Genomic DNA, 24,030 nt, shown 5'->3' with positions numbered 1-24,030 from the left:
TGAAATTCAAATTGAGCGGTTTTTTATATGCTGTTTAAATGAGGCTGTTCTATTGCCAAGCTCTTACTGCGTTTTTCAATATCCAATGTTTACCAAAAGTAGTTTCGTCAGAAATTAAAACTTGAAGCGAGCCGTCATCATCGCTTGTTCACCGTAGGTATCATTGATACGAAGTTCCGCACCGACAGAGAAGAGCTCTGTTGAGTGAAAGCGAATATGCGCAGAGCCAATCCAGTCTTCATTTTTATCAATTGAAACGTAACCAGCTTTTGCGCCTACTTCGAGCTGTGGACCAAGCCATTGACGCACGCCTAGATTCACTTCAATACCCGTTTCAGTGCTACCCACATCTTGAATTCGAAATAGCATTTCACCCGTGAAATCAGCCCAGTTGTTTACTGGTGCGTGAAATCCGAAACCAGTAGCTGCGTCGTAGTCCCCTTCAAATTCAGAATCGATACGCCCGAGAAAGTGTGCATTAGGGTGGATTGTTTTACTGAAAGCACCACCGAATGTCACAGGGCTAGCACCAATACGAGCCTCGAAGTAGTCGTAACTGAAGTTACTCATAACAGAAGGGCTATTTGGATCTGTCTCTGCAAATGACTGACCCGACGCGAGCAATAAAGCTGTAGCAATGATTGTTTTACGCATAGTTACGATGAACCTATTCCTAGTTATTTCCGTTGTCCTAAGCAGTGGAACTGCTATGACTCTGATTTATCACGACATGATAATGCATCCGTGCTTGTTGGCACCATTAAAAAATGTCATTCTTTTGTCGTAATTGCAAAAAACACGCAATTTTAGTGCCTAAATATGTCGAGCTATTGGCAAATCAGCTCTATTCTCCAAAGCTGACTCTATTATCGGCAATGGCATTGAAGATTTTTTCCGTATCTAGAATTGATGCCCATGGCATCAAATCTGGCTCATTCTCTATCATAAACTGGGTTAACTGCTCGGTAAGTACTTCCCTCAGTTCATTTCCCTTCCAGGGTTTAGCGATAAAATAATCGAGGCTTGAATGATTGACCGCTTCAACCGTATCGTCTAAGCCTGCTTGTCCGGTGAGTAGCACCTTACGACTTGTTTTCGTTTGCGCTTCTTGGCTAAGCTCAATAAGAAAGCTGATTCCCGTTTGCTCTGGCATGATGTGATCGCAGAGTATTAACGCCAGTTTAATGTGGTCTTCAATACTATTTGAAATGATATTTTTGGCTTCTGCGACAGACTCTGCGGCTTCAACGATGAAGTGCTCCTCAAAACAGTCTAAATCTTGAATAACTCCATCAAGGACATCGCGTTCATCATCAACACATAAGATAAGGTATTTGTTCATATTTACTCCTTGCTATTTGACTGAGGTGACTGGATAGGAAGCCAAACAATCATTTTGGTGAATTCGCCAAGTGTTGAATCCACTTCAATTCTGCCATCGTGTTGGTTAATGATCTGCTGGCAAACGGACAAACCAATGCCAAGACCAAAATGGCCTTCTCGTTTGGTTGTGAAGTTAAGAGTGAAAATTTGTTCTTGTAAATCCGTTGCGATACCACTGCCATTATCTTCAAAGCAGAGCCTAACCCAAGGTTGCTCTTCAATAGTTTCCAAGGTGGTTTGTATTCGTAATTGACCATGAAGAGGTAATGCGTCAATCGCATTGGAGATTAGGTTTGTCCACACTTGTTGGAGTGCAATGGGTTGGCATTGAATATTGGGAAGTTCACAGTACTCTTTAACAACCGTGTGATGTTTCAAGCGATTTTCGAAGATAACTAACGTGTCCTCAATGCCTTCGTAAATATTACTAAAGCGGAAAACCTCATCGTCAGGCCTAGCGTAACCTTTAAGGCTTTTAACCATATCAGCGATGCGTTGCGCACAGACATTAATAGAGCGGAGGGTACTTCCTGTTGCATGGTACACTTCATACTTGTTGACGAGTTCCAACGCTCTATCTGGGTCTTGTTTCGCTAGCCGTTTGAGAGGGGCATCACTGTCGAGGTGAAGCTTTACCATTTTCTTTGCCAACAGCCGATGTTTTACTTCCGCTTCGACAATTTTAGATTTAGCTCTCTCTTCAGAGGTGGAGGAGGGTGTCGAGATGAGTGCATGCTCTAAAATGGCCTTTCCTTTTCCGTCGTTTGCACCTGTTGCTTCTATCTCAATGAGTTGTTTCAGCTTTTCTGTCAGTGTATCCGTTCCTCTTAATATCGCGGCGACGGGGTTGTTCAATTCATGTGCGACGCCAGCGACTAGCTGCCCTAACATTGCCATTTTTTCGCGTTCTATAAGCTGCTGATGAGCTGACTCTAAAGATTCAAGCGTTTCTTGTAGTTTAAGCTTGTTATTAATACTTCGCTGTAAGCGTCGATTGAAGTGACGTAATAAGAGGTTGGTAAAGAGTGGCAACAGTTGAGTATCTGAATGCATCACCTTGGTAAAAACGTCTCGGTCAAGTTTAATGACTTTGGTTGTACTTAAGGTGAGTGCTGTAGAAAATGAGGATTCGCCGGTCACAAAAGACATGCCGCCAACAATATTCCCTTTTTCATAACGTACGACTTCACGTTGCCGGCCAAGATCATCTTTTTTATAGAGTGCTACCTTTCCTTCGGTGATAAACCATAGAAACTTATTCTCTTCTCCCTCTTTGGTTAACAGGTGATCGGCAGAATAAGTTCGACACGCTAGGTTTTCATCTTCCTTTGAGAAAAATAGCGCTAATGCAGAGATGACTTGTTCGGCTAAATCAGCGTCTGAGAGGCTGTGATGTTCAGAGATAAAACCCTCTTGATAGCGCTTCATTTTTGCATCAATGTGAGCACGAAGTAGGTGCTGCTGATCAAGAATCAGACTGTAGGAGAGCAAGTTATCTTGGTCTTGCTCTACGACAAATGTAGTGAGCTCTTTTTTTACCGTTTTATAGACCAAATTATCTTGTAATGGCTTCGTAAGGCAATGATCCAAACGCCCTTCATTAACGGCTGAGAGGATCGCTTGAATATCTTGTCCGCAACTTACAAGGATTTTCCTAGCACTTTTTGTATGGGATGATTTGTCTAATTGAATGAGAAACTCAGCACCATTAAAGTGGGAGTGGTGACTTGCGATAACGAGCGCAACAGTTTGCCCCTGTTGTTTACAGAACGCCAACGTACTGTGTGCATCTTCAATACTTTCGGCAGTATGGATATCAAAACGTGTCGAAAAGTGGCTTAGCTCAGTGCGTAACTGCTCTACACTGATCGGGTTATTGTCAAGGTACAACAGGGCAAATGAGTTCACTAAACGCTCTCAAGCAAATGGATCTGAGAAAACTGTATCAATTATCTACAATATGTAATGGGAGCTAGGTTTTAGAAATTTGCTCTTATCAAAAATAAAAGCAATACTCTGATTTAACTCAAACTTTGTTCTTGCTTGAATGGCTTTAAATACTAGGTGGAATGCCAAATATTATGAATCAACTTAAAAAAATGGGCGCAATTGGCGGCTCTATATTACTTGTACTTTGCTGGCCTTTAGCGGTTGGGCAAGTAGGACAAAATGTCATTACTGATGGTGTTACGCATTTAGGAAACGATTTTTTAAGTGCTGAAATTGTAGATTATGATCGCGGTTACTTAAGCTCCAATGTACAGACTCGTTATACTTTACAAGATCCTGAACTAATTGCTCAATTCCAAGCCGATAATTTGCCAACAGAGTTTGTGGTTAATAGTGCTGTGAGTCATGGCCTATTGAGTTTAACCGCGCATTCTTCATTACAAGATACTGAATTCCCATTAACTATTGATACGGTGACCCAGCTAAATGGAAATACTGATTATTCGATAGATCTAGCGAGTTGGTATTATAAAACGCAAGATGGGGAAGAGCTGGCTATATCTGTTTCACCATCAAGTATTAAAGGTGATGTCAGCGTTTTAGGTCAATTAACCTATCAACTTGATATGCCGTCAATTGAGCTGGACTTTTCTACTGGTGAAAAAATTGTTCTTTCTGGTATTGAAGGCCAAGGCCAAGGCAAGCAGGATAACGGGTTTTGGTTAGGAGATCAGTCCATCTCAATAGAGCGCTTTGCTGTATCGAGTACCGCCACCTCAAGTGCTGAGATTGAGTTCACTCAAGGGCATTATCACTTTAGTTCAGAGTTAAACGAAGAGCAGAGCCGATTAAACAGTAACCATGTTGTGAATATTGGTTCCATGTTGACTCCTGACGGGGTAGTAGAAGAGTTTAAAATGGATTTCTCTATGGGTGATATTGATAGTGTGGCTTTTGAAAGCCTGATGTCTATGTATCAAAGTAACCCGATCATGACTGAGAATGAAATCGCCCAAGCTATTCCGTATGTTGAGTCGCTATTTTCAAAGGGCTTTTATCTTGCGATGAACACAATGTCATTGAAAGTGGGACAAGGTGAGTTTGAATCACAATGGAAAATTAGCATTCCAGAAGGAACAAACGACATTTCACAAGACCCTGGGAAAATTCTGCCTGCGATGACTGGTAATCTGAATACTTACTTCTCTAATCAACTAGTAACTGACTTTCCGTTTATCAAGCAAGGTATCGACGAAGCGATCGTGATGGAAATGATGGAGCAAACCGAACGAGGTTATCGTATTAATGTTGAGCTAAAGAATGCCAATATCGTATTTTCTAGTGGGCAAGAGATTCCACTCATGGCGCTACTCATGCCAATGCTAATGCAGTAATGACCTTTTTGGTTTAATCCGCATTGATGTAAATGATCAACAGAAAAACAAAAGAGCTCCTATGAGCTCTTTTGTTACTTTTTATCCTCAAAAAAACGTGCTATTAATCACAGTCAGTGTATATAGCAATTTGATTAGGAGTAAGGAAACAGATGCAGCCTAACACGGACAATGTATTCAACTTCAGTGCTGGCCCTGCTGGCTTACCAAAGGCAGTCATGGAGCAAGCTCAAGCAGAGTTTGTTAACTGGAATACTCTCGGAACTTCAGTGATGGAAATCAGCCATCGTAGTAAATCTTTTATTAAGGTTGCTGAAGAAGCAGAGCAGGATCTCCGAGATCTTTTGAATGTTCCTTCAAACTATAAAGTATTGTTTTGCCAAGGTGGCGCTCGAGCTCAGTTTGCTGCCGTACCAATGAACTTACTTGGGTCGAACACCAAGGCGACTTATATTGATGCGGGTTACTGGGCTGAAAGTGCCATTATAGAAGGCCGCAAGTATTGTGAGATCGATGCTTTTGACGCAAAAACGACGCTTGATGGAAAAACGGCGGTATTGGATGCAAAAGAGTGGGTTATTGATAAAGACGCGGCTTATGTTCACTTTTGCCCAAATGAAACCATCGATGGCATCGAAATCAATGATCTCCCTGTAACTGATAAGCCAATCGTAGCCGATATGTCATCGACTATATTGTCGCGTGAAATTGACGTATCTAAATATGGGGTTATTTATGCAGGCGCTCAAAAGAATATTGGACCAGCAGGGATCTGCATTGCAATAGTTCGAGACGATTTACTTGACCTTGCATCTGATGTTCTACCAAGTTTTATGAACTATAAAGTCTTAGCTGAAAAAGAGTCGATGTTTAATACGCCTCCGACGTTTGCATGGTATTTATCTGGCTTAGTCTTTAAATGGCTTAAAGCTAAAGGTGGTGTAAAGGCGATCGAGCAGATCAATCGAGAAAAAGCGGCGCTTTTGTATGATTACATTGACTCCTCTAGCTTCTACAAAAACGGTGTTCACCCAAACAACCGTTCATTAATGAATGTCCCGTTTCAATTAGATAAACCTGAACTGGACGGTGAATTTCTAAAGCAAGCTGAACAGCGAGGCTTGGCGGCTTTAAAAGGGCATAGAGCGGTAGGTGGTATGCGAGCATCTATTTATAACGCAATGCCAATTGAAGGTGTTAGAGCGCTTGTTCAATTGATGGAAGAGTTTGAGCAACAGTACGCTTAATTGAAACTGCATCGAGTAGTGTGAAGACAATACTTCAATAGCGTTATCTTCAACAATATGGAAAGGCCCAATCATTGATAGTGATTGGGCCTTTTTTCTCTTGTTAGAAGTTAAAACACCTCACAGTACTAAATATGGACTAGGCTATTTACTAGGTTGTTAGTAAAAGGAAACTTCTACGTGAGTTGGGTTCGTCGAACATTTCAAATGAGTGCAGGGGTGCTAGTAACGTTACTCGCCTTGTTTGGTGTTGTTTGGAGCACCTTGATTGCAACCTTGATTATCGCGGCTCTAATCGCTTGGTTTAACAAACACATTTCTATGCAAACAGAAGAGAACCTAGATCAATCTGCATTAGGCTCCACGTATAGAGTGTTCTTACCTAAGCTAAATAAACAACTTCAAAAGTCCTATCAAGATTCAAACCAATCGATTAATCAAATCACGTTACTGTTCTCCCAACTAGCCCTGCTTGTTAAACAACGAAATACATTGACAGACGATCACAAAACCGAAGAAAAACAGGTGATCGAACAGCAAATGAATGCAGCGTACAACGAACTATTAGAACAACTGCAACACGGTGATAGAAACTTACAAAGGCAGGCAGGTGTCATGGAAGGAATTGAGCTGTTAATAGAACAATTACGTCTCGTCGAGCAGGGGAGAAAAAGCTGGGATGAAAGCAGCTTGGCTAGTGAATTTAGCCGAATTACCAATAGAACAGAGCTAGCAATGGCCGAAAAAAAGAACAATAGCCAATCTGATGACGGCATAACTTACTTCTAATAGGAGAAATAATGCGATGAAGAAAACAATTCTCATTGTTGATGATTCCGAATCACTGCGTCAGGTAGTGAATATCGCCCTAAGTGGAGTTGGTTTCGATGTTATAGAGGCGAAAGATGGGGTTGATGGCTTAAGTAAATTAGATGGAGCACGTGTCCATCTCATTATCAGTGATGTCAATATGCCGAATATGAACGGTATAGATTTTGTTAAGCAGGTAAAAACACTCAATAAGTATAAATTTACACCGATTATTATGCTTACTACTGAGAATCAAGAATATCTTAAAGAGGAGAGCAGAAAGGCCGGCGCCAAAGCTTGGATGGTCAAGCCCTTTAAACCAGACCAAATGTTACAAGCGGTCTCAAAGCTACTATCAAATTAGAAGGTGGTTTGTGTGAAAGTCTATTTATTGCCTCAAGAATTGACCATTTATGAAGTCGGTGACGTTCATCGAGAGCTCAATGAGTTGGTGGAGTCTGACCCGGAAATTCAGCTAGATGCCTCACAAATTGAGGAGATCGATACTTCGGGGTTGCAGCTGATCCTTTGGTTTTCGAAACTATCAAAACAGTACCACGAGCACCCACCGCTATGTTCGCTAAGTGATGTGGTGTCAGACTACGTTCGTTTGCTTAATCTCGAAACCCATTTGTTGGCTGGCAGCGATGGTCGTTCATTGAGTGAGAACTATGAGTACTGATATCAGCAAAGCTCTCACTACCTTTATCATGGAAGCGGAAGAGCTTACTGGTGAGATGGAGCAGCTCTTACTCGATAACGAGGGTAAAAATAGCTATACAGATATTGAATGGTTACATGAAGTATTTAGAGCGATACACACGATAAAAGGCAGTGCTGGTCTGTTTGGTTTGGAAGAGTTGGTTAGCTTCACACATCTACTAGAGTCGCTATTAGAGCGCCTTCGAGAACAAGACCTAGACAACGATGTCACCATCATGGCAATGATGATTGAATCAACTGACGTAGTGAAACTGCATATTGACGCAATTGGATCACCGTATTCAGATAACCTTGCCGCTAAAACCAGTGAACTGGCGAAGCAGATCCTTTTTTACTTGCCTGAGTTAGACAATGAAAATGGAACGTTTGAAGACGCTAAGCAAGCTAAAGAATCCTCAACAGATGAGTTGAGTGCGGTAATACCGCCACAAAATGGTACTTGGCACATTTCATATCATCCTCATCGTCATGTCTATCAAGATGGTTTAGACCCCGTTTCATTTATTCGTTATTTGTCCACGTTAGGCGAATTACAATCAGTACATCTTATTGATGAAGCCATGACATCAGCAGACTCATTTGATCCAGAAACGTGTTACTTGGGTTTTGAGATCCGTTTGAACGCGAGCGTGAAACGACAAGCAATACTCGATGTCTTTGAATTTACGCTTAATGACGCTGAGTTACTGATCATACCGCCTGATAGTGAAGTCAGTGCGTATATTGAGCTTATCCATAACCTTCCAGAATCAAAACAAAGATTGGGAGAGATTTTGGTTCAAGTCGGTGCGCTGAGTCAAGACGAGCTAAATCGAGGGCTCAGCATTCAAAAGCAACTGGGTACTTCACATCCTCCTGCCCCTCTTATTGGCAGCTTACTGGTCGATAAACAACAGATCCCAAGCGATATCATTAAGGCGGCAGTTAACAAGCAGCAACCGAGTATCGGTGTCACCAAAACGTTGCGAGTTGAAGCTGATAAGCTTGATCAGCTTATCGATCAAGTGGGAGAAATGGTCATTACAGGCGCCAGAACCAACTTACTCGCTCATGAAACGGGAAATGAGATGTTGATTGAGGCGATGGCGCAGCTAGAGAGGTTGGTTGAGAATATTCGAGATAGCTCACTACAGCTTCGCATGGTCCAAATTGGAGATACGTTTAAAAAGTACAAACGCGTTGTGCGAGATATCGCCTCAGAGCTGAACAAAGAGGTTGATCTTGTTATCACCGGAGCAGAAACCGAGTTAGACAAAACATTTGTAGAGAAGCTAAGTGATCCTCTGACTCATCTAATGCGAAATGCGATGGACCATGGCATAGAGAGTCGAGAAGAACGAGTGCTCGCAGGAAAATCCCCTAAAGGAATGATCCGCCTTAATGCATACCACGATTCTGGCTCAATAGTTATCGAAGTATCAGATGACGGAAAAGGGATAAACGAAGGGCATATTTTATCAACGGCAAAAGCAAAAGGTCTGATTGCTTCTGGAAGCGAACTCGCGTCTAGAGATGTTCAGCGCCTTATTTTTGAACCTGGTTTTTCGACTAAAAAGACGGTCAGCGATCTGTCCGGGCGCGGCGTAGGTATGGATGTCGTGAAACGCAATATCGAACAGCTAAGGGGGACGATAGAGCTTGATAGTGAATTAGGTGTGGGTTCACGTTTCATTATTCGTTTGCCCCTAACGCTTTCAATAATCGATGGGTTTATGTTTCAGGTCGCAGGCGCAAATTACGTTATCCCTCTCGACAATGTGGTTGAGTGTTTAGAGCTGAAAGAGATCACGACTCAAGAGGCGATACGAAATAAGCAGTTTGTTGATTTGCGTAACGAGACATTGCCTTTTATGCGTCTTTGCGACTGGTTTGGTATTGAATCAACCAGTTCGTTTCATCAGGAAGCACTAGTTATTGTTCAATTTGGCTCATTTCGAGCCGGTTTGGTTGTTGACGCATTAAGTGGCGAATATCAAACGGTTGTAAAACCCTTAGGCCCGATATTTGAAGGCCTTAAAGGTGTTAGTGGCGCGACCATATTAGGCAGTGGAGAAGTCGCCATCATTTTAGACATATTTGCATTGATTCAAATAATACTGAGTCAAAGTGATGCAGGTATATCAGAACGTTTTACTTAGCGTATCCGAACACCTTTCAAAGGTACGGTTTGTAAAGCCTAGGAGAAGAACATGATTGGAAAGTTGTCGATCAGAAACAAAATCATCATTGCAATGTGTACGATGGGACTGTTACTGCTGATCATTGCCATTTCGGTGCAGATCAAAAACCGCACTATTGAATCTTATGCGGTGAGTGTTGGGCAGGGCGATATTCCTGCGGCAATTTTATCCTTGAGTATGCTCGACGAGCTAGGAGATATGAACTCAAATGTACTCGAGTTCATTACGGGTGAAGCAGAAGAAAAAGAGGATTTTGTCGCAAACTACACCGAATTTGTCACCTTTTTTGAACAGCTGAAGCAACTCAATTCAATTGAACCGGTGTTAATGCGTCAGATTGAAGACCTGTCGAAGCGATATTATGACGATATGGAATCGCTGGTTTTTCAACGTTTTGATCCAACATTGGAACTGAAAGCTGTCGAGCAGTATAAATATTTAATTAAGAACTTTTCCGAACCGTTAGAGCGACTTCTTGATACGTTAAAAGAAGAAGAAGTGGCGGACGCAGGGCAAGGTGATTTTGATGAAGTTCTCAATGATGATCTTCCAGGAGTACGTTATTACTTAGAATTAATTGACGAGCAAGGCGACATGATGTCGGCGCTTAATGACTATATGCGGGGCGAGCTCGGCGCAGTTGATGCATTTGAAAATGAAGCGAGAACCTTTGCAAGCTTTTTAGCACAGATAAAACCTCTAGAACGTAAACCGAGTGAAATTCAGAGCTTAAGCGAAGTTGAGCAAATGTATGTGGAAATCTACAAGGGAGGAAAAAATATATTTGATACCTATCGCCCTAGAGACAAATTAGAAGCGGCGATTCAGATTGATAAATTGGAGCATGAAGTCTTCAGTAAACTCGAAACCATTCTTGATGATATTAGTGCAAGTGCAAACGCTCAAAGTACGGAATCACTGAACAATTTAGTCGATGCAGCGCGAGAGAGTATTACGCTTATCTGGAGCTTACTCGGGCTTGCGGTTGTATTGGCATTTATCATCGCTCTATTTCTCATCAAAGGGATTGTTATTCCCATTAGAGCGTTGGCCGAAGCGGCTGAAGATCTGCGTTCAGGAGAAGGGGACCTAACCAGAAGGATCCCTGATTTTGGTTCAGATGAAGTAGGGGAAACCGCTCAGAGCTTTAATGGATTCATCGATAAGCTACAAAACATTTTGCTTGACATACAACGCTCGGTTGAGTCAATCGCACACAGTACCAATGAGGTGACAACCACCTCTCAAATGTTGAGCAGCACGTCTAGCCAGCTTGCCGCCAGTGTAGAAGAAACCAGTGCTTCACTGGATCAAATGAGCTCTTCAATTTCAATGAATACGGATAACTCCAAAGTCACTAATGGAATCGCAACGCAATCTAGCTCTGAGGCCAATGAAGGCGGACAAGCAGTAAATGATACGGTCGACGCCATGACGGCGATTGCTGAGAAAATCGGAATTATTGAAGACATTGCGTATAAAACCAACCTATTAGCGCTCAATGCGGCGATCGAAGCAGCCAGAGCGGGTGAGCATGGTAAGGGGTTTGCTGTGGTTGCTGATGAAGTGAGGAAGCTGGCGGAACGAAGCCAAGTCGCCGCTCAGGAGATCAGTACACTGGCAGATAACAGCGTGAAAGTGGCTCAACATGCCGGAGACATGCTTAACCGAATGGTTCCTAACATTCAAAAAACCGCAGATCTGGTTCAAGAGATCACCGCGGCGTCAACAGAACAGAGCACCAGCGTTGCTGAGATAAATCGGACGGTTTCACAGCTTGATGAAATTGCTCAACAAAATGCTTCGGCTTCAGAGGAATTAGCCTCAACCGCCGTGATGGTTCAAGAGCAGACCAGTGAAATTAGGAAAACCGTTAGCTTCTTTAAACTGACCTCCAATCGAGATAGCTCATATAACACAACGAATAAGGAACGAAATTGGAGTAGTAAAGGGGCTGCGCAATCAGAATCTGGTTATGTACCATTCAAAGATTAGGAGCATAGAGTGATAGAGCAAACTATAGAGAGGCACCATCATGACAAGTATTTGGAGTTTAAAATAGGCCCCAGGTCATTTGCCTATCCGATCTCAAGAATTAAAGAGATCATGGAGTTTCCTCAAGTCGAGCCTATTACCGGAGCGCCCAGTTCTGTTATCGGTGCGATGAACCTACGTGGCCAGATTGTCCCTGTTTTCGAACTCTCTATTTGGTTAGGAGTGGAGGCTCTTGAACTGACTCCCAAAACATGTGTAGTGGTGACGGAGCTTACACATAATGGAAACCGTTACATTATTGGTAATAAGGTGGATCTTGTTACGCAGGTTATTGACATTAACGATTCACAGGTAGAGCCAATGCCTGATTTAGCTGGCACGCTTACTAATCCTATATTGATGGGGTTAGCTAAACTGGATGAGCGTTTACTGACCATCATCGATGTCGACAAACTATTGCATAGCACTCAATGGGAATGGCTAAAAGAGAATGAAACACCCCCCTTGCGTTCAGCTAATGTTTTAGGAGATTTGTCTTGACTGAATTACTCGATTATCAGATGACTGAACAAGATGATATCGGCTTACTCTTTGTGGATATCAGCACAGAAATCTTTGCAATCCCAATACATTCAGTCAAGGAAGTGATTGAACTGACTAAAATTACCAGCGTTCCAATGTGTTCCGATGTTATCCATGGCGTGATCAACGTTCGTGGCAGTGTTATTCCAGTGATTGATGCCGCTACTAGACTAGGGCTACCACAAGAACAAAAGTACGACAAATACAGCTGTATTGTGCTCTATGAACATGAGCAGGAGACCGTACAAGATTTGGTGGTTCTAGGTTTAATCGTCAATCGTGTGCGTTCGATAGAAATGATGGCAATCAATATGCAAACGAATAAGCCAGCCTTTGGTTCGCATGTGCCTGAACAATTCGTTTCCAAAATGATGCGCATTCAAGATCGAGTTTACCCGGTTTTAGATATGCCAGTACTGCTTGATAGCCAAGTGATTAATCAGGAAATACTGAATCACCAGCAGTCGCTATTGCGGTACAAAGAGCAGTAAAGCCGAACCGAGGAGAGCCGCCCAATATGAAAAGGATGAATGATAACCAGTTTGGTCAGATTCGGAGGTTAGTTGAGTCTCATACTGGTATACATTTGGCCAATCATAAACGGACGATGATAGAGAGCCGGCTAAAGATCCGTCTCGTAAAAAATGGTTTCAATAGTTTTGATGAGTATATCAGTGCTCTATTAGATCGCAGTACCCAAGGGGAGTTTCGTCACTTTATTGATAAAATGACGACCCACGAGACGTCGTTTTTTCGTGAAGATTATCAATTTGAGATCTTGATGGATTTGCTACAAAAGTCTTCTATTTCAAAGCCTATAAAAGTGTGGAGTGCGGCTTGTTCAACAGGAGAAGAGGCGTATACCATAGCCATGGTTTTACAAGATATGCTCGGTACTGGTCACTGGTCATTGTTGGGCTCAGATGTCTCGGAACTATCGATAGAGAAAGCGAAATCATGCCAATATGATTTGTCATTGTCGGAAAAGATCCCCAGTCACTACCGGCGAGCCTATTGCCTTAAGGGCATAGGCGGGTATTCCGACCATTTTACCTTAGTGAAATCGCTTCGGGATTTCTGCCATTTTCAAACGCATAACCTGCTTAAACCAATGGGCCAAAGCCTCTTTGATGTTGTATTTTTGCGCAATATTTTAATCTATTTTTCATGGACCACCCAAAAACAGATCGTAAATCATGTCATTACTGCACTGAATGATGGAGGGTTACTCTTTTTAGGACATAGTGAGAATATCCTTCGAGATCACCCAAGTGTAGAGCTCGTCGATAACTGTATCTATCGTAAGGTGAATAGTGAATAGCACCCCATTCAAGGTTTTTATTGTTGATGACTCTGCGGTCATGCGCCAAGTACTTGGTGAGGTTATCGATGCCGATAAAGATCTCACGTTAATAGGGGTGGCCCCAGATCCGTTGCTGGCAATTAGAAAAATGAATCTGCAGTGGCCAGATGTCATCCTACTTGATATAGAGATGCCGAAAATGGATGGTATCTCTTTTTTAAAGCAGATCATGTCTTCCCATCCCACACCTGTTGTGATCTGTTCATCAAAAACGGAAAGTAAGCCCAAATTGAGCTTAGAAGCACTCTCGTCCGGTGCGATAGAAGTGATTAATAAGCCGCAAAGCAGCCTCTGTGAATATCTGCATTCACAAGAAGTCTCTGCAATCCTAAAAGCGCTAAAAAAAGCGGCAACGATTAAGGTAAAAGCACTTAAGTATCTGGGAGAGGAGACATATCGTGAGAAAAATACAGCGGATGTGATGTTAAAGGTCACCAACAAAAAAGTGACGTCTAACGATCGTGTTATCGTCTTAGGGGCGTCAACTGGGGGGACGGATGCTGTTCATCAGTTTTTGGACAAAACCCCCGCGGGTAGTCCTCCTATCGTTATTGTTCAACATATGCCAGCCAAATTTACGAATGCATTTGCAGAGCGTTTGAACCATGAAACGGTGCACAATGTTGTCGAAGCTAAAGATAAGATGCCTCTGCAAATGGGGTTTGTATATATCGCCCCCGGGGGAATACATGTGATGATCGTGTGTCACTCTGGTCATTATTATCTAGAATTAAAAGATGGCCCATTAGTCTCAAGGCACAAACCCTCCGTTGATGTTTTGTTTCGCTCGACTGCACAAGTTGCCGGTAAAAACGCGACGGGCGTGATTCTCACTGGGATGGGAAGCGATGGAGCTCAAGGTATGTTAGAGCTACACCAAGCAGGGGCGAGTACGTTTGCTCAAGATGAAGAGACAAGTTTGGTATTTGGCATGCCTAAAGAAGCGATAGAGAAGGGTGGAGTTGGAGGGGTCTTTTCATTGCAGGCGCTACCCTATCAAGTTCAAAAGACGTTGGTGAAAAAATGAGTAGATTGAGTGAACAGTTATTGGCATTAAATATCGCTTTTATCGTGACAGATAAAAATTTGCTGGTTGAAGCTCTCTCCACTGAAGCGGAAAAGTTGTTTAGGGTGGAAGTTGGTAAACATCTATTTTGTGGAGACATTGGATTTGTTGATGACCAATATCATTCAATCGATCTTCGTTCACTTCTTGAAGGGATGATTTCCTCACAAAAAGAGGGAGATCTAGAGGTTGGGATTAGTTACCCAGATAAAAATGTAGAGTGGGTGAAAATTTCGGTTCTCCATCAACAAGGGCAGTGTGTTTTGCATGCGGTCGACCAAAGTGAATTGATCACTACTCGTCGCTTAAACAGACAGTTATCTATGTTAGACCCTCACACGGGTCTTCTATATCGAGAGGCATTTCTAGCGAAGATCGAGTCTGATTATGGTTTGGGTTTAGTGTGTTGTGTACGTATTTGTAATTACCAGCGAATCAATGAAATTTGGGGTACGGCTGTCGCGAATCTCGTTTTCATGGAGATTTTGGCAAGGGTAAGTAATGAAATAGAAGGAGCTATATGTAGTAAGCACTCAACCGATAGCTTTAATATTTTTATTCCCCCGGAAACCCCATTTGATGTAGAGAGTTTCTACAGTGTGCTCAACGCACCATTTCATTTTAATGGACGTCACTTTTTTAGCAATGTCGCCCTTGGTTACTACCAAGAAAAAGAGGGCGATTCTCATGCCCAGAGCCTCAATAAGGCGGAAATGGCAATTCTCGATGTACTGTCTGAACGCGTTCGCCTTGCTGAATTTCAAGAAGATCTCGCAAGACAGATTGAGCACCAAAACAATCTTGAAACTGAGTTTCGCGCCGCTGTTGCGCAAGACGATTTAGGAGACTCTTTCTATGTGGTTTTTCAGCCTGTGCATGAAACGAATAGCCAGAATGTCATTGGCGCAGAATGTTTAATCCGTTGGACGCTTAACGGGAAGATGGTTTCGCCCGTTGAATTTATACCTATTGCCGAGAAAATTGGAGATATTGGTGTATTGACGCAGTTTAATATCCGCAAGTTACAAGAATTAATTATTGAGTTAAAGAAAAAGGGCGTTGATTCAGATGCATTACTGTTTGCTTTAAATATTAGCGTAGTAGAGATATTGGATGTGGATTTTGTCGACAAGTTGCTTGTCGCGATAAATTCAGCTCAGCTGAACCCGAGAAATATTAAGCTTGAGCTTACTGAATCCGCATTAATCGATAATTTCAATTATGTAAACCAAGTGCTCGAACAGTTGCAAATGCTTGGGTTTAAAGTCTCAATCGATGATTTTGGAACTGGGTTTTCTAGTTTGAGTTATCTGTGTCGGCTAAGTTTTGACGAAATTAAAATAGATAGGGCTTTCGTAACTCACGTTGTCGATGATATTAAGTTGCAAACGGTATTCAATTCAATCGCGTCTTTGGCGACTAACATGGACAAACCTGTTGTGGCAGAAGGGGTAGAAACACTAGAGCAGTTGAATTACGCAAAAAAGAAAAATGTTCAATACATTCAAGGCTATTACTTTAGCAAGCCTTTGGATAGTGATGACTTTATTGCATACGTAGTAGATAAAACAGCGGATGGAGGAAATAATGGCTAGTCGATACTAGCCATTGGTATTTACTTAATCAATAACAAAGAGCGTGATACTAACGTCTTTTAGGCTTTCTGTTACCGCCATTTCCTCGGTTATCACCGTTTGCCTTTCCTTGACCAGCAGGCTTCCCTGCACGGTTAGGTTTTTTATTTTGAGATGGCTTTCCGCCATTGTGAGTATTTTTCGAGTTACCGTTGCCTTGTCCTTTATCACTGCTTTCATTACTACTTTTACTTTGTGAAAAGCCGTGTGAAGAACGGTTAGGGCCGAAATGCGGTTGATTCTTGGTATGCTTAGTTGCGAAGCGATTTGCACCATGGCGACCCGATTTTCTACGTTGAGCCGGTGTTTGTGCTTCAATATCTTCAGCCGGAACCAAGCAGTTGGCTTTGTCACCAATCAGGTGTTTCTTACCCATATTGATTAACGCTTCTCGTATGATCTTCCAGTTATCTGGATCGTGGTAACGCAGTAGCGCTTTGTGTAAGCGGCGTTGACGGTCGCCCTTAGGTACTGGCACATCTTCACGTTTTTTATATTTCACACGCTTTAGCGGGTTTGTCTCAGAGTAATACATCGATGTCGCATTACACATCGGTGACGGGTAGAAGTTTTGTACTTGGTCACACTCGTAATTGTGCTTTTTTAGCCACATTGCAAGGTTGAGCATATCTTCATCTTCAGTGCCCGGGTGAGCGGAGATAAAGTATGGGATCAAGTACTGCTTTTTACCTGCCTCTGCGCTGTATTTCTCAAACATCTCTTTAAAGCGGTCATAAGTACCCATGCCCGGCTTCATCATCAGATCCAACGGCCCTTTTTCCGTATGCTCTGGAGCGATCTTCAGGTAGCCACCAACGTGGTGAGTAACAAGCTCACGGACATATTCTGGTGATTCGATCGCTAAGTCATAACGAACGCCAGACGCGATCATGATTTTCTTAATCCCAGGAACTTTTCTTGCTTCACGATAGAGATCAATTGTGTGCTGGTGGTCGGTATTCAGCTTTTCACAGATTTTCGGGAACACACATGATGGACGACGACAGTTGATTTCCGCTTTAGGGTCTGAGCAGCCTAAACGATACATGTTCGCTGTAGGGCCACCTAAATCTGAAATGGTTCCTGTAAAGCCTGGTACTTTCTCTTTAATGTCTTCGATTTCATCTAAAATCGATTCTTTCGAACGGTTTTGAATGATACGGCCTTCGTGCTCTGTGATAGAGCAGAAAGAACAGCCGCCAAAACAGCCACGCATGATATTCACCGAGGTCTTGATCATGTCATACGCTGGAATTTTTGCTTTTCCATACATAGGGTGTGGAACACGCTGGTATGAAAGGCCAAATACGTAATCCATCTCTTCTGTTGAGAGGGGAATGGGAGCCTGGTTGACCCATAGTTCACGATCACCATGGCGTTGAATTAATGCGCGTCCAGAGTATGGGTTTGTTTCTAAGTGAAGAATTCGGCTAGCGTGTGCGTACAGAATTCTATCGTTATTCAGTTTCTCAAATGCAGGGAGCCGGACTGCTGTCGTTTTTGCATCATGACGAGATGGACGAACTGTAATCGGTTGTGCCTTAGGCTCTTCATCTTTTTTGGTTTCGCATTGCGTCTCTATTTCGTATGGGTTGACAGGAACATACGCTTTATTTGGTTTTTCGATGCGAGATGAATCAATGATCTTAAAATGTTCAGGCGCAGCAGCAAGGCTAACTGCAGTACCTCTAACATTGGTCATCTCAGAAATCTCTTCACCGTCAGCAAGACGGTGAGCTACTTCGACTAAGGCGCGCTCGGCGTTACCAAATAGTAGAATGTCCGCTTTTGCATCAAACAATACTGAGCGACGAACTTTGTCTGACCAGTAATCGTAATGCGCGACACGGCGTAAACTTGCTTCAATACCACCAAGAACAATCGGTGTACCCTTATAGGCTTCGCGACAACGTTGTGAGTAGACAAGAGTTGCACGATCCGGTCTTTTTCCGCCTTCATTGTTTGGCGTATAGGCATCGTCGTGGCGAAGTTTCCGATCGGATGTATAGCGGTTGATCATGGAATCCATGTTACCCGCAGTAATACCAAAAAAGAGATTTGGTTTACCCAGTTCCATAAACGCATCTTTGTTGTTCCACGCGGGTTGCGCAATGATACCAACACGGAAACCTTGAGCTTCTAGTAATCGGCCAATAATCGCCATACCAAAACTAGGATGGTCAACGTATGCATCTCCAGTGACAATGATGATGTCACAGCTATCCCAACCGAGACGATCCATCTCTTTTCTGCTGGTAGGAAGGAATGGAGCGGATCCAAAACACTCTGCCCAGTACTTTTTATGTTCAAAAATTGGGGTTATTTTGCTGTGCATATTTTGACCTCTAGAAATGCGAGGGCGAAGTATAGCGACTTGTAGAGAGAGTATCTAGTTTAGATGAGAGTAAGCTCAATTTTAGCGTAAATAACACTGGTTTTTTTCTTGAACACTACAGAGCTAAATAGACCCGATTCAACTATATTCATAAGAGGTCAATGTGTTCTAAATGTTATTTAGATTTATAGAACCATAGAACCATAGAACCATAGAACATGGAGTGAAAGGTCAAATGATGGAGAGTCCGGGTATGGGTACAGAGAGCGGAATATTAAACAGTGATGTCTCAGACGGTAGCACCTTAGATACGCGTTCCATACTTGAGACCTCGCTGGCGTACGAATGGTATTTGGATCTTGATAAGCGGAAGTTTGATTTTGATAAGGATGTTATCGAGCAGCTTTTGGCAGCGAAAGGGCAGGTTAGCTCTTTAGATGATATTTTGGATTATATGCCTCCCCATCAGCGTGATGAGGTTAAGAATGCTTTAGTCCGAGTTCTACGCTCAGGTGATAGTGAGAGTATTACCTGTACCTTGATGCCGAAAAGCGACGGTTTTATCCAATTAGAAATCAGTATGGAGAAACCTAAGAAAAATGCGGTCTGTGGGACATTCAGACCCTTGATAGGCTTGTCTAATATCAAGGATATCTGTGAAGTATTTCAGGCTTTATTTGAGAACAAATATCAGGGCATCATCATCACAGATGCTGAGACTCGTATATTAAGTTGTAACCGCTATTTTGAGCAATTAAAAGGGTTCAGCTTAAATGAGGTGCTTGGCTTAAAAACGAATATATTCAATTCGGGAAAACACTCGGGTGACTTCTTTAAAGCAATGTGGGCTAGCATTTCAGAACATGGTTACTGGAATGGCAATATCTTAAGTCAAAATGCAGCAGGAGAGGATGCACCTCAAGAATTGACCATTCAAAAGATCTCCCTTAGTGATGGACGAATCTATTATTTGGGGTTGTTTATTGATTTATCTAAACAGCTTGAGAGAGTCGCTGATAAAGGGTCTGGAGGGGTAGAACTGTTAACGCAGTTGCCTACTAGAGAAAAATTCATTGAATTACTTGAAGAGAGTTGCGCGTCAAATTTGGTAGAGAATCATAAAATAGTGATGGCATTGCAACCTGGTTTTGATTCGAAAGTGTTGCTCGACTATCGCCACTCATTCTCAGATATATTGTCGCGTAGTCGAACTAGCCATATTTCTGGCTATCTATCCAATGGCATATTTGTTGTCTGTATAGAAAGCCATAATCAAAATGACATAAGTGATCAACGAGCTATCATGAACGCCATTAGGGACTTCTTTCAGGAAATAAAAGTGGAAGTTGAGAAGGAGATTTATAAAGGTGTTGTTCATGGTCGTATCGGAGTGTCAATCATTGGTTACGATACGAATACCCCTAAGCGAGCAGTTACGCATGCTATGCAAGCGATGATGGAAAGCCAGCAGTCACAGGAACAAATGAATATTTGCTTTTTCCATAGTAAAACCCACCAAGCTCTGGAGAGAAGAAAGCTGCTGGAAGTGATCGTAAGGGGGGCAATAGAGAATCAAGAATTGATGGTTCATTATCAGCCAATCATTAATGTAACAAGCTGGGAAATATCAAAATTTGAGGCACTGTGTCGTTTTACCCCAGTTGGGGCCATCGACTTTACGACACAGGAGATGATCTTGATAGCTGAGGATTTGGATCTTATCCCAGAGCTTGATAGTGCGGTTGGAATTATTGCTTTAGGTAATCTCAATAAAATAAGGGAGATTTGTGGGGAACATGTCGGCTTAACCATTAACCGTTCACTGAACACTAAAATAGGAACAGATAAAACGCTGAAGGCGACGGCGGAGATGCTGAGCCAGCATGCTGAAGATCTAAATGGCGTGACAATAGAGTTAACTGAAAGTGCCTATTTTGAAAGTAGCCCAACACAAGGGTTTGCAATTCAAAACCTTCGTGATATGGGGGTTAAAATCGCTATTGATGACTTTGGTACGGGGTATTCTTCATTTAGTTATTTGCGTGACCGCCATTTTGATATCCTAAAGATTGATCGAGATTTTGTTCAAAACATTAAGGAAGGGTCGGATAAGTATCACATTGTAAAAATGATCTCTGACTTATCCCATACTCTAGGGATTCAAGTTGTCGCGGAAGGTGTTGAGACTATTGAAGAGCTTAATATCTTGAAGTCTATTGGTATTGATTATATGCAAGGGTTTCTATTTTCGAAACCGTTACCGATTGAGAATATTGCGAGTGCTGATGATTATAAAATACGAATGTCCAAAGAACTTGAGAGCTTCCATTCAGTACAAAAAGCTCAATCTTTAATGGCATTGGCTTCTTTGGATCTGACACCGTTTAGCCCTGACATTCCTCTTTCTCGAGTAAACGATACTATCACTGAGAAGCCGCAGTTTACTTATCCAGTCCTTGTTCATAAAAAGTGTGTCGGCATTGTCTCTAGAAGTGAAGTGAATTTGCACATGACACCACAGATGGGAACTGACCTAGAAAGCAATAAAGAAGCGGCGATCTGGAAGCGACCAGTGAATCAGTTAATGAGCACTGAATTCGAAAAACTCGATTTCAATTATCCATTGGAGGAAATTGATCGGCTCTTCGAAGAGAAAGTCCCTTTTCCTTGGGTATTAACCGATGAGGAGGGGCACTATAAAGGTATTGTCGAGGCCGCTACCGTGATGGATTATTGGATTCAGCTATAATGTTATTAATATAACTGTCAGTTACTCAGTTTTGTCCTAGGGTTAAAGTACCTTACGTCTATTTATAGGTGTCATTTTGGATAAGCCTTCGATAGGAGCTCGATCATCTGTCAACCAGGGTAGCGTTCAATCGGCCATTAGTGCTATTCCAGATCTTGCTTCCTCACGCCCCGAGAACGTCTTACCGCACGTAGAGTGGCAGTGGCACATTAATGAACAAACATTCGAAGTTGATAGAGATCAGTGTGAGAAAATTTTTTCATCTCGATTGCCTCCCCTAACTCGAAGTGGCTTATTGTCGTGCTTGAGCTTTGAAGACCAAGAGCATCTCTTTAAGAAGATTGAGCGTAGCTGTCGTCATCACTCTACGGAAAAACATGCTTGTAGCTTTTCTTTAGATAAAGGCAAGGTTTGCTACGCAGAGTTTCAGATTTTCCCAAGCAATGGAAAAATAGTACAAGGGAAGCTATTTCCACTACTGTCCATTCCATCAACGGGCCAAACCTTTGGTTCATTGTTCAAACAGATCCTAGACAATCCTCACCACGGTATTGTTATTACCGATAGTGAACGCTGTGTACTCCTCGTAAACGAATACTTTGAACAACACACCGGATATTCAAATCTTCATTTAGTTGGTAAGCCTATCAACAATATCAATTCAAAAAAGCACAGTGAGCAGTTTTATCAGTTGCTGTGGAAAGAGGTAACAGAGAATAACTTTTGGACCGGTGTTGTGCTTATAGAGACTGCGGATGGTCATATAATTCCTCAGGAACTTACGATTCAGCGAATAGTGATACGAGAACGAGTATTTTACTTAGAGTGGTTTGTTGACTTATCGACGCATTTATATCGAGTGGCTGACATTGAACATGGCGGTGTAGAGCTGCTTACCCAGTTGCCCACTGAGTCTCAATTTGTGCAACGTGTCGCGAATCACTGGATGGATTGTGCCGAAGAAAAGATTGTGATGGCACTCGCCTTTGTACCGAGTTTTCATCGTGATGAAGAGTTTGAAATGAAATCACGTTTGTCTGAGGAACTGGACAAAAATAGACAAAGTTTCTTGGTTGGTTATCTAGGGAATAACCATTTTGTTGCTGCTTTAGAGTGCGACAAAGTAACAGGTCCGAGTCAGGTTCGGCTTATTCATCAAACTATTAGGCAGTTTTTTAGCTCAATGAACCAAAGCGCGGGAAAAGAGATCCATGAGGCGATCATTCAAGGCAAGGTCGGAGTGTCGGTACTAGGGCATGATACCTATAATCCGAAACTGCTTGTGCCACATGCTATCCAAGCAATGTTAGAGAGCAATACACAATCAAAAGGGATGATCACCTTTTATCATGGCGCGATTCATCGAGAGGTTCTACGAAGAAAAGAGTTAGAAGATTTGCTAGTTAGTTCGATTAAGCAACAGCGCATTGAAGTGTTCTATCAACCTATTGTTGATACTCATAACTGGGACATTGTGAAATTTGAAGCATTATGCCGATTTCGTGACGAGAAGGGCCAGTTAGCCAATACTCAAGAAATGGTGGCGATTGCTGAAGATATGGGATTGGTCGCGGATTTGGATTGGTGTGTTGGTAAGCGAGCGCTACAAGATTTGGTCGGTATACAGCAACGCTTTGGCCCAAATATTGGTCTAACGATAAACCGTTCGCTCAATACTCAATTAGGGGCGGAAGCCGTACTAAAAAGTGCCGAAGTTATGATCGAGGAGTACGCAAAAACGCCTAACCTAATCACTATAGAGCTAACCGAGAGTGCGTATTTTGATAGTGAATCCAGTCAGTCATCGCTGATTAAAAATATTCGTCATCATGGCGTGAGTGTTGCCATTGATGACTTTGGTACAGGGTACTCATCGTTTACTTATTTAAGCGACTGTAACTTTGATCTTCTGAAAATTGATAGAGAGTTTGTCACGGGAATAACCGTCGGGTCGCACAAGTACCATATTGTAAAAATGATCGCGGAGCTTTCTCATACTCTTGATGTAAAAGTGGTGGCGGAAGGCGTAGAGACAAGACAAGAGCTAGAAGTGTTGTGTGGTATTGGCATTGACTACATCCAAGGTTACTTTTTCTCTAAACCACTTCCTCTTGATACCCTTCACGATGCATGGGGCTATCATTCTCAGCTAGAGGATTTTTTGAGCCGCAAGTCCAGTGTACGTGGTGTTGGAATACTGAGCCTATCTCAACTGCATGTACCGACATTAGGGCCTCAAGACAGCATCAAAAAGGCCAAAGAGTACTTTGATTCACATCGGCTAAACTTAGAGGTTCTGCCGATTGTCGACGGAGAAGTCTGCGTTGGGTTAGTTGACCGAGAAAACCTCAATTATTACTTATCCCCTACGATGGGAACGAAGATTGAAACGACAAAAGATCTCGCCATATGGAATAAAACCTTAAATCAAGTAATGAGAACCGATATGTTCAATGTTCCGTACGCTACAAAAGTGGCCGATATCGGGGGCATACTCTCCCAAGGTGCTCAGCCCCCATGGGTGGTGGTTGGAGAAAGGAATGCTTATTTAGGGGTTGTGACCCATCAAGATCTACTTAAGTTTTTCGCGAGTAGTTAAATATTGGAATAGGTCTGTTA

General features: G+C 42.4%; 18 protein-coding genes. 14 read left to right on the top strand and 4 right to left on the bottom strand.

The window, feature by feature from the left end:
* Positions 1 to 114: 114 nt before the first annotated feature.
* The 3 genes from KP803_RS01220 to KP803_RS01210 form a co-directional block, all read right to left on the bottom strand.
* A complete protein-coding gene (locus tag KP803_RS01220; RefSeq protein WP_248007008.1) occupies positions 115 to 654 on the bottom strand; it encodes a hypothetical protein in 540 nt (179 codons plus the stop codon).
* Positions 655 to 844: 190 nt separating this feature from the next.
* A complete protein-coding gene (locus KP803_RS01215) occupies positions 845 to 1,342 on the bottom strand; it encodes a response regulator (protein ID WP_248007007.1) in 498 nt (165 codons plus the stop codon).
* Between the two features lie 2 nt (positions 1,343 to 1,344).
* Positions 1,345 to 3,291 (bottom strand): ATP-binding protein, encoded by a 1,947-nt coding sequence (locus KP803_RS01210; protein WP_248007006.1) that lies wholly within the window; start codon positions 3,289 to 3,291, stop codon positions 1,345 to 1,347.
* A 173-nt stretch (positions 3,292 to 3,464) separates the two neighbouring features.
* Here KP803_RS01210 and KP803_RS01205 point away from each other — a divergent pair, with 173 nt between their 5' ends.
* The 12 genes from KP803_RS01205 (at position 3,465) to KP803_RS01150 (ending at position 16,288) form a co-directional block, all read left to right on the top strand.
* Positions 3,465 to 4,727 (top strand): DUF945 family protein, encoded by a 1,263-nt coding sequence (locus KP803_RS01205; protein ID WP_248007005.1) that lies wholly within the window; start codon positions 3,465 to 3,467, stop codon positions 4,725 to 4,727.
* Positions 4,728 to 4,879: 152 nt separating this feature from the next.
* The gene (gene serC, locus KP803_RS01200; RefSeq protein WP_248007004.1) at positions 4,880 to 5,974 is read left to right on the top strand and encodes a 3-phosphoserine/phosphohydroxythreonine transaminase; all 1,095 of its coding nucleotides are present in this window, start codon (positions 4,880 to 4,882) and stop codon (positions 5,972 to 5,974) included.
* Between the two features lie 180 nt (positions 5,975 to 6,154).
* On the top strand, positions 6,155 to 6,763 hold the full coding sequence (locus KP803_RS01195; RefSeq protein WP_248007003.1) for a hypothetical protein: 609 nt from the start codon (positions 6,155 to 6,157) through the stop codon (positions 6,761 to 6,763).
* Positions 6,764 to 6,779: 16 nt separating this feature from the next.
* Positions 6,780 to 7,148 (top strand): response regulator, encoded by a 369-nt coding sequence (locus KP803_RS01190; protein ID WP_248007002.1) that lies wholly within the window; start codon positions 6,780 to 6,782, stop codon positions 7,146 to 7,148.
* A gap of 12 nt (positions 7,149 to 7,160) precedes the next feature.
* On the top strand, positions 7,161 to 7,466 hold the full coding sequence (locus KP803_RS01185) for an STAS domain-containing protein (protein WP_248007001.1): 306 nt from the start codon (positions 7,161 to 7,163) through the stop codon (positions 7,464 to 7,466).
* A complete protein-coding gene (locus KP803_RS01180; RefSeq protein ID WP_248007000.1) occupies positions 7,456 to 9,645 on the top strand; it encodes a chemotaxis protein CheA in 2,190 nt (729 codons plus the stop codon). The genes KP803_RS01185 and KP803_RS01180 overlap by 11 nt, the downstream gene beginning before the upstream one ends.
* A gap of 102 nt (positions 9,646 to 9,747) precedes the next feature.
* Positions 9,748 to 11,682, top strand: coding sequence for a methyl-accepting chemotaxis protein (locus KP803_RS01175; RefSeq protein ID WP_427916916.1), 1,935 nt, complete (start codon positions 9,748 to 9,750; stop codon positions 11,680 to 11,682).
* A 9-nt stretch (positions 11,683 to 11,691) separates the two neighbouring features.
* Positions 11,692 to 12,222, top strand: coding sequence for a chemotaxis protein CheW (locus KP803_RS01170; protein WP_248006998.1), 531 nt, complete (start codon positions 11,692 to 11,694; stop codon positions 12,220 to 12,222).
* Positions 12,219 to 12,755: a chemotaxis protein CheW gene (locus KP803_RS01165; protein ID WP_248006997.1), complete on the top strand. Its 537-nt coding sequence runs from the start codon at positions 12,219 to 12,221 to the stop codon at positions 12,753 to 12,755. Before KP803_RS01170 ends, KP803_RS01165 begins: the two co-directional genes overlap by 4 nt.
* 26 nt (positions 12,756 to 12,781) lie before the next feature.
* Positions 12,782 to 13,585 carry a CheR family methyltransferase gene (locus tag KP803_RS01160; RefSeq protein WP_248006996.1) on the top strand — a complete coding sequence of 268 codons (804 nt, stop codon included), beginning with the start codon at positions 12,782 to 12,784 and terminating at the stop codon, positions 13,583 to 13,585.
* Positions 13,578 to 14,654, top strand: coding sequence for a protein-glutamate methylesterase/protein-glutamine glutaminase (locus KP803_RS01155; protein WP_248006995.1), 1,077 nt, complete (start codon positions 13,578 to 13,580; stop codon positions 14,652 to 14,654). The genes KP803_RS01160 and KP803_RS01155 overlap by 8 nt, the downstream gene beginning before the upstream one ends.
* Positions 14,651 to 16,288 carry a bifunctional diguanylate cyclase/phosphodiesterase gene (locus KP803_RS01150; protein ID WP_248006994.1) on the top strand — a complete coding sequence of 546 codons (1,638 nt, stop codon included), beginning with the start codon at positions 14,651 to 14,653 and terminating at the stop codon, positions 16,286 to 16,288. The genes KP803_RS01155 and KP803_RS01150 overlap by 4 nt, the downstream gene beginning before the upstream one ends.
* Before the next feature lie 49 nt (positions 16,289 to 16,337).
* Here the strand turns inward: KP803_RS01150 and KP803_RS01145 are convergent, their stop codons facing one another.
* Entirely contained in the window at positions 16,338 to 18,662 is a 2,325-nt protein-coding gene (locus KP803_RS01145; protein WP_248006993.1) for a YgiQ family radical SAM protein, read from the bottom strand.
* Positions 18,663 to 18,897: 235 nt separating this feature from the next.
* On the opposite strand from KP803_RS01145, the gene KP803_RS01140 reads away from it, so the two are divergent.
* Positions 18,898 to 21,411 carry an EAL domain-containing protein gene (locus KP803_RS01140; protein ID WP_248006992.1) on the top strand — a complete coding sequence of 838 codons (2,514 nt, stop codon included), beginning with the start codon at positions 18,898 to 18,900 and terminating at the stop codon, positions 21,409 to 21,411.
* Positions 21,412 to 21,487: 76 nt separating this feature from the next.
* Entirely contained in the window at positions 21,488 to 24,010 is a 2,523-nt protein-coding gene (locus tag KP803_RS01135) for an EAL domain-containing protein (protein WP_248006991.1), read from the top strand.
* Positions 24,011 to 24,030: the final 20 nt, after the last annotated feature.

The organism is Vibrio amylolyticus (assembly GCF_023145695.1).
Classification (GTDB): Bacteria; Pseudomonadota; Gammaproteobacteria; order Enterobacterales; family Vibrionaceae; genus Vibrio; species Vibrio amylolyticus.
This window is presented reverse-complemented; position numbering and strand designations above follow the sequence as displayed.